This is a genomic window from Bradyrhizobium sp. (genome assembly GCF_019242285.1).
GTDB lineage: Bacteria > Pseudomonadota > Alphaproteobacteria > Rhizobiales > Xanthobacteraceae > Bradyrhizobium.
In genome coordinates this window covers 1-7334 of the sequence record NZ_JAFAVV010000393.1, presented here as the reverse complement: position 1 = coordinate 7334, position 7334 = coordinate 1, and the positions used below count along the sequence as shown (strand labels likewise).

At 65.5% G+C, this 7334-nt stretch carries 7 protein-coding genes; 6 read left to right on the top strand and 1 reads right to left on the bottom strand.

The window, feature by feature from the left end:
• The coding region (locus JOY90_RS15290; protein WP_291691954.1) for a Do family serine endopeptidase at window positions 1-1365 on the top strand (1365 nt) is incomplete at its 5' end.
• A gap of 1061 nt (window positions 1366-2426) precedes the next feature.
• Window positions 2427-2726: a hypothetical protein gene (locus JOY90_RS15285; protein WP_291691953.1), complete on the top strand. Its 300-nt coding sequence runs from the start codon at window positions 2427-2429 to the stop codon at window positions 2724-2726.
• 102 nt (window positions 2727-2828) lie between these two features.
• Here the strand turns inward: JOY90_RS15285 and serB are convergent, their stop codons facing one another.
• Entirely contained in the window at window positions 2829-3722 is an 894-nt protein-coding gene (serB, locus tag JOY90_RS15280; RefSeq protein WP_291691952.1) for a phosphoserine phosphatase SerB, read from the bottom strand.
• Between the two features lie 27 nt (window positions 3723-3749).
• Between serB and miaA the strand changes: the two genes are divergently transcribed.
• From miaA to ilvB, 4 genes are all read left to right on the top strand, one after another.
• The gene (gene miaA / locus JOY90_RS15275) at window positions 3750-4649 is read left to right on the top strand and encodes a tRNA (adenosine(37)-N6)-dimethylallyltransferase MiaA (RefSeq protein ID WP_291691951.1); all 900 of its coding nucleotides are present in this window, start codon (window positions 3750-3752) and stop codon (window positions 4647-4649) included.
• A 132-nt stretch (window positions 4650-4781) separates the two neighbouring features.
• Window positions 4782-5039, top strand: coding sequence for a plasmid stability protein y4jJ (locus tag JOY90_RS15270; RefSeq protein WP_291691950.1), 258 nt, complete (start codon window positions 4782-4784; stop codon window positions 5037-5039).
• Complete coding sequence (locus JOY90_RS15265) at window positions 5036-5464, top strand: type II toxin-antitoxin system VapC family toxin (protein ID WP_291691949.1); 429 nt, start codon at window positions 5036-5038, stop codon at window positions 5462-5464. The genes JOY90_RS15270 and JOY90_RS15265 overlap by 4 nt, the downstream gene beginning before the upstream one ends.
• A 447-nt stretch (window positions 5465-5911) precedes the next feature.
• The coding region (gene ilvB / locus JOY90_RS15260) for a biosynthetic-type acetolactate synthase large subunit (RefSeq protein WP_291691948.1) at window positions 5912-7334 on the top strand (1423 nt) is incomplete at its 3' end.

Below are 7334 nucleotides of genomic sequence, written 5' to 3'. Positions count from 1 at the left end.
GACGTCGCCGAGAAGGTAATCGATGCGGTGGTCAACATCTCGACCTCGCAAACTGTGGAGGCGAAGGCTGACGGCAAGGGCGCCATGCCGCAACTGCCGCCGGGATCGCCGTTCGAGGAATTCTTCGACGATTTCTTCAAGAACCGCAGGGGCGGCAAGGGCGGCGGCGATCTGATGCCGCACAAGACCAACTCGCTCGGAAGCGGCTTCATCATCGATGCGTCCGGCGTCGTCGTCACCAACAACCACGTCATCGCCGACGCCGACGAGATCAACGTGATCATGAACGACGGCACCAAGGTCAAGGCCGAGATCGTCGGCATCGACAAGAAGACCGATCTCGCCGTGCTGAAGTTCAAGCCGCCGAAGTCCCTGACCGCGGTCAAGTTCGGCGATTCGGACAGGCTCCGCCTCGGCGACTGGGTGGTCGCGATCGGCAACCCGTTCAGCCTCGGCGGCACGGTGACCGCCGGCATCGTCTCGGCCAAGAACCGCGACATCTCGTCTGGTCCCTATGACAGCTACATCCAGACCGACGCCGCCATCAATCGCGGCAATTCCGGCGGCCCGCTGTTCAACCTCGACGGCGAGGTGATCGGCGTCAACACCCTGATCATCTCGCCTTCGGGCGGCTCGATCGGCATCGGCTTCGCGGTGCCCTCGAAGACGGTGGCCAGCGTCGTCGACCAGCTCCGCCAGTTCGGCGAGCTCCGCCGCGGCTGGCTCGGCGTACGCATCCAGACCGTCACCGACGAGATCGCCGAGAGCCTCAACATCCATCCGGCGCGCGGCGCGCTGATCGCCGGCGTCGACGACAAGGGGCCGGCGAAACCGGCCGGCATCGAGCCCGGCGACGTCGTCATCACCTTCGACGGCAAGGAGATCAAGGAGCCGAAGGATCTCTCCCGCGTGGTGGCCGACACCACGGTGGGCAAGGAGGTCGACGTCGTCGTGATCCGCAAGGGCCAGGAGGAGACCCGCAAGGTCACCCTTGGCCGCCTGCAGGACGACGAGAAGGCGCAGCCGGCGGCGATCAAGAAGGACGATCCGGCCGACAAGCCGGTGACGCAGAAGGCGCTCGGGCTCGATCTCGCCGCGCTGAGCAAGGACCTGCGCACCCGCTACAAGATCAAGGACAGCGTCAAGGGTGTCCTGATCACCGGCGTCGACGGCACCTCGGACGCTGCCGACAAGCGGCTCTCGGCCGGCGACGTCATCGTCGAGGTGGCGCAGGAGGCGGTGTCGAACGCCGCCGATATCAAGAAGCGCGTCGAGCAGCTCAAGAAGGACGGCAAGAAGTCGGTGCTGCTGCTGGTTTCGAACGGCGACGGCGAATTGCGCTTCGTCGCGCTCGGTGTGCAGTAGCGAGTGGCGGTAGGATGGGCAAAGGCGCGGCCGCGACGATGCGCAGCATCGCGCGGAGCGACGGGCCCACCATTGGGTCGACAGCATCGCTTGGGATGGTGGGCGCGCTCTCGTCTTCGCGTGGCGAATGTTGGCGCAAGTGGCCTGCTTAGCCCACCCTACGATTCCGGCGCTTCATCTACTCGATTAACGTGTCAAACAGCATTCGGTGTCTTCGCCCGGCTTGCGAGCCCGCCGAAGCCTTCGGCGTAGGCGGGATCGGGCGACCCGGCATTCCAGAGGCAGTTGTGCTCACACGATGCCGCTCTGGAATGCTGGATGCCCCGCTTCGCGGAGCATGACAGCGGAGGACGAACATCTGCGTTCTCGCGACGGGATTCGTCCGAGGCTTGCGAAACGATCACCCTCGAAATCGGGGAGGGCGCGGGGAATGCCGGATGCTGGCCGCACCCATGGCCCGCCTGCAACAAGAAACGCAGGCGGCAGTTACCACAGGTTCAGCCGACACAGCCGGCATTCCCCGCGCGGTGGGTTACGGCTTATACGTGCTCTCCCCGGGGAGCGGGCTTTCTTGCCCCCGTCACCCCTGTGATGCGAAGCATCACAAAGAGCTTGACGCCAGCGTCGCGGCGCCGGGACCACACGATTTCGCCGTCCGCAAGATGCCGCTCGTCGCGCAGCATCATCGCGTCCACCGCCTCCCGCCTCCCACGTCCGTGACGATCGCGAAACGCCCCTCCGATGGAGGCGGGATGCGCCTAATAATCATGGTTTCTGAAAAATAGAAAGAGAAATATTTTTGCATTGAGGACTGGACAGCGCCAACCAGCTTGAGTCCGCTCGGCAAATTTCGTTTTTCGCGCCGGCGACCTCTCGGCCTCAGGCGCGTGCTCGCGGGCCGACATCCGCCTTCATTCGGCTGATTCGGCCCGTCGGACAGGCGCGAGCGGCAGGAGCCATTGGTTCGCAACAGAGGGTCTCTCTGCTAGAATTCTCGTACATGACAGGAAGGTGCTGCGGTGCAGAAGCAGCGCGACCGATGAAACCCAATGAGATGCTCCATGAGTGATCGCTTCCTCAAACGCTTGGGCAAGAAAGTAAAGAAAGGCATGCGCGGCTGGCCGGTCGCGACTGTCGCCTTCTACGGTCCCGACGCATCCCGTGCGAGCAAGGTCGTCGTCGGCATCATTGCATCCGAGCACGAGGCGGTTGGCGCGATGCGTGACTGGAAACTCGACGTCGGCGACGTGCGCAACGACCCGCGTATTGCCGAGGAGATGCTGGATTTCATCACGGAGCAGGGCGCGTTGTCCGTCGCGATGACCGGCCGCATCATCGGATGCCCGCATCAGGAAGGATAGACTACGAAGGCGAGTGGTGCCCGGTTTGCGAATATTGGAAAGGACGCGACCGGTTCACCGGGGAGCGCGTGGACTGAGGCGACCAGCGTCCCGATTCCAGGCCTATCCCGCCGCGAACTCCTCTCTTCGATACCCCTGCGCATACAGCAGCGCGGTGAGGTCGCCGTGATCGATGCGCGCGGCGGCGGCCGCGGAGGCCGCGGGCTTGGCGTGGTAGGCGACGCCGAGGCCCGCGTGCTGGATCATGGCGAGGTCGTTGGCGCCGTCGCCGACCGCGAGCGTGTCGATGTCGTCGAGGTCGAACGCCTCCGTCAGTTCGACCAGCGTCGCGAGCTTTCTGTCGCGGCCGAGGATCGGCTCGCGCACCTCGCCGGTGAACTTGCCGTCGCGGACCACGAGCTCGTTGGCGCGGTTCTCCTGGAAGCCGATCTTCGCTGCGACCTCATTCGTGAACAGCGTGAAACCGCCCGAGATCAGGCAGGTATAGGCGCCGTGCGCGCGCATGGTCATGACCAGCTCACGGCCGCCCGGCGTCAGCGTGATGCGCTTGTCGAGCACCTCGTCGACCACGCCGACCGGGAGGTCCTTCAACAGCGCGACGCGCTCGCGCAGCGCCGGCTCGAACGCGATCTCGCCGCGCATCGCGCGCTCGGTGATTGCTGCGACATGGGCCTTCAGGCCGGCGAAATCTGCGAGCTCGTCGATGCACTCCTGGCCGATCATGGTGGAATCCATGTCGGCCAGAAAAAGCTTCTTGCGCCGGAAGGCGGAAGGCTGCACCACGATGTCGATCGGCAGGTCGCCGCGCACCTGGCGCAAATGCGCCTCGATGGCGTGGAGGTCGCCATGGTCCTCGAACGGGATGTCGACCGCCACCTCGTGGAACAGCCAGTGCGCGGGACCGGCCGAGGGCAGCACGGCGCGCGCGCCATCGACCACGGTCGAATCGAGCGCGGGATTGGCGGGGTTGCAGATCAGGGTCGCGACGAGGGACATCGGGTGGTTTCGTTGATCAGGAAGGCCGTGCTTATCGCAGGCCCGACCGCCAGCGGCAAGTCGGCGCTGGCGTTCGAACTGGCGCGGAAGCTCGGCGGCGCAATCATCAACACCGACTCCATGCAGATGTACCGCGATCTGCGCATCCTCACCGCGCGGCCGGGGCCGGAAGAGGAAGCGGCGGTGCCGCATCGGCTCTACGGCACGGTGGATGCGGCGGTGAATTTCTCCGCCGGCGCCTGGGTCGGCGATGCCGAGCGCGCGCTGGCGGAAACGCGCGCGGAAGGCCGCGTGCCGATCTTCGTCGGCGGCAGCGGGCTCTATTTCAAGGCGCTCACGCGCGGGCTTGCCGCGGTGCCGCCGACCCCGCCCGAAATCCGCGAGGCCGTGCGCGCGCGGCTCGCGCGCGACGGCGTCGAGGCGCTGCATGCGGAGCTCGCGCGGCGCGATCCAGCGGCCGCCGCGCGGCTGAAGCCGCGCGACCGCACACGCATCGCCCGTGCGCTGGAGGTGATCGAGGCCACCGGCCGCTCGCTGACCGACTGGCATCGCGACGGCCTGCCACCGCTGCTGCCGGCAGACGCGTTTCGCGCACTGTTCCTCGCGCCCGAGCGCGAGACACTCTACGCGCGGATCGACGCGCGCTTCGACGTGATGCTGAAGGCCGGAGCGCTGGAGGAGGTCACCCGCCTTGCCGCGCGAAAACTCGATCCTTTGTTGCCGGCGATGAAGGCGCATGGCGTGCCGGCGTTGATCCGGCATCTCGATGGCGAGCTGTCGTTGCAGGAGGCAGGCGCGATCGGCAAGGCGGACACGCGGCACTACGCCAAGCGGCAGTTCACCTGGTTTCGGCACCAGTTGCCCGAGTTTCAGTGGATATCGCCGGAGGCGGCGATGGTGCAAGAGTGGTCGTCGTCGCCCGGATGAGCGCAGCGACATCCGGGGCCGGACTCGCGTTGGCCCCGGACGTCGCTGCGCTCATCCGGGCCACGCAGCCGATTCCGCGGGCGTTGAAGGTTGAATGATATCGTGATATCCCTCGCGCGAAGGACATTCCTGATGGCTGATATTCTGATCCGCAAGGTCGACGACGCGACCAAGGAATTGCTGCGGCTTCGCGCCGAGCGGCGCGGCAAGAGTCTTGAGGCCGACCTGCGGGAGACGCTCGAAACGCTGGCGCGCGAGGAAGCCGCATCTCCCGATGACGCCCAGCCGTTCGGCGACTGGCTGGTCGCGATCTCGAGGCCGGGCGTCGATCTCGACGAGGCGCTCGCGCAACTGCGGTCTGCGCCCGTTCGGCCCATATCGCTGAAATGATCCTGCTCGACACGAACGTGATCTCCGAGGCGCTGAAGCCTGCACCCTCGTCCCACGTCGTCAGTTGGCTCAATACGAATTTCGCAAATGCCGCCATTTCGAGCATCACGATTTTCGAACTCGGGGCCGGACTTGCCTTGCTCGACGCCGGCAAGCGCAAGGATGCGTTGGAAAACGCGGTGACAAGGACGGTCAGGCGCTTCGGTGCACGCATCTACGGGTTCGACGCTGCAGCGGCCCAATCCGCGGCGCGGCTGTTCGCGCAGGCCCGCGCGAGCGGACTTGCGCTGCATCAGGTCCCGGCCAAGCTGGCCGATCTTCAGATCGCCGGTATTGCATCTGCCTACGGGCTTGACCTCGCCACGCGGAACGTCGGCGACTTCGCGGGATTGGGGCTGACGCTGATCGATCCATGGGCGTCTTGAGCGGCTGATTGCATTTGTCGGCGGCCCAAGGATTAGGAATTCAGCGGGCCGCCACAGTTCGTAGCCTGGATGAGCGACATCCGGGGCCGGGCTCGCGTTGGCCCCGGACGTCGCTGCGCCCATCCGTGCCACAGGTTGCGAAATTTTCTCTCGCTCTCGCAGCGGAACGCGGCTACAACCGACAAAACCGCGCCAACCGACAGCCATCGCCTTGACATCGAGGCGTCCGTTGCTATGGTTCACGCAACCTTCGAGAAGTCTGACCCCGTCCATGCGCAATATTATTACCAAACTCCTTATCGTTGTCGTATCCAGGCGCACCGCCGGGGATGGCTGACTGCCATCCAAATTCAGGCGGTGCGTCAGGGGCCTAACGGGCCCTTTTTTATTTCCCGAACCAAGCAAACCGAAAAAGCCAGCCCAAACAGCACGATCCGGAGCCGAGCCATGAGCGAGACCAAGCACGACAGGAACCAGATGACCGGAGCCGCCATGATCGTGCGCGCGCTCGCCGATCATGGTGTCACGGACGTGTTCGGCTATCCCGGCGGCGCCGTGCTGCCGATCTATGACGAGATCTTCCAGCAGAGCGAGGTGCGGCACATCCTGGTCCGGCACGAGCAGGGCGCCGGCCACGCCGCCGAAGGCTATGCCCGCTCCACCGGCAAGCCCGGCGTGGCGCTGGTTACTTCCGGTCCCGGCGCCACCAACATGGTGACGCCGCTGGCCGACGCGCTGATGGATTCGATTCCGCTGGTCTGCATCACCGGCCAGGTGCCGACCCACCTGATCGGCAACGATGCATTCCAGGAATGCGACACCGTCGGCATCACGCGGCCCTGCACCAAGCACAACTGGCTGGTCCGCGACGTCAACGACCTGGCGAAGGTGCTGCACGAGGCGTTCTATGTCGCAACCACCGGCCGGCCCGGGCCGGTGGTGGTCGACGTGCCCAAGGACGTGCAGTTCGCGACCGGCACCTACCATCCGCCGCGCAAGTCCGACGTCCACGTCTCCTATGCGCCGCGGGTGAAGGGCGACGCGATGCAGATCCGGAAAGCCGTGGCGCTGCTGGCGTCCGCGAAGAAGCCCGTGATCTATTCAGGCGGCGGCGTGATCAATTCGGGGCGCGAGGCCTCGAAGCTGCTGCGCGAGCTGGTCGAGACGACCGGCTTTCCCATCACCTCGACGCTGATGGGGCTCGGCGCCTATCCGGCGTCGGGCAGGAACTGGCTCGGCATGCTCGGCATGCACGGCACCTACGAGGCCAACATGGCGATGCATGATTGCGACGTCATGCTGTGCATTGGTGCGCGCTTCGACGACCGCATCACCGGCCGCACCGATGCGTTCTCGCCGGGCTCGAAGAAGATCCACATCGACATCGATCCGTCGTCGATCAACAAGAACATCCACGTCGACGTGCCGATCATCGGCGATGCCGGCAACATCCTGGGCGACCTGCTGCAGGTGTTCAAGGCGGAAGCGAAGAAGCCCGACGTCAAGGCATGGTGGGCCGAGATCGCGAAGTGGCGCGCGCGCAACTCGCTGTTCTACCGGAAGAGCAACGACATCATCATGCCGCAGCACGCGATCCAGCAATTGTTCGAGGCGACGCGGGGCAAGGACACCTACATCACCACCGAGGTCGGCCAGCACCAGATGTGGGCGGCGCAGTTCTATGGCTTCGAGGAGCCGCACCGCTGGATGACATCCGGCGGGCTCGGCACCATGGGCTACGGGCTGCCGTCGGCGATCGGCGTGCAGGTCGCGCATCCCGACAGCCTCGTCATCGACATTGCCGGCGACGCCTCGGTGCAGATGACGGTGCAGGAGATGTCGACCGCAGTGCAGTTCGAGCTGCCGATCA

Excerpts from the sequence above, each read along its gene's own strand:
- JOY90_RS15285 (WP_291691953.1), top strand. The coding sequence starts at position 2,427 with ATGAGTGATCGCTTCCTCAAACGCTTGGGCAAGAAAGTAAAGAAAGGC.
- serB (WP_291691952.1), bottom strand. The coding sequence starts at position 3,722 with ATGTCCCTCGTCGCGACCCTGATCTGCAACCCCGCCAATCCCGCGCTC.
- JOY90_RS15270 (WP_291691950.1), top strand. The coding sequence starts at position 4,782 with ATGGCTGATATTCTGATCCGCAAGGTCGACGACGCGACCAAGGAATTG.
- JOY90_RS15265 (WP_291691949.1), top strand. The coding sequence starts at position 5,036 with ATGATCCTGCTCGACACGAACGTGATCTCCGAGGCGCTGAAGCCTGCA.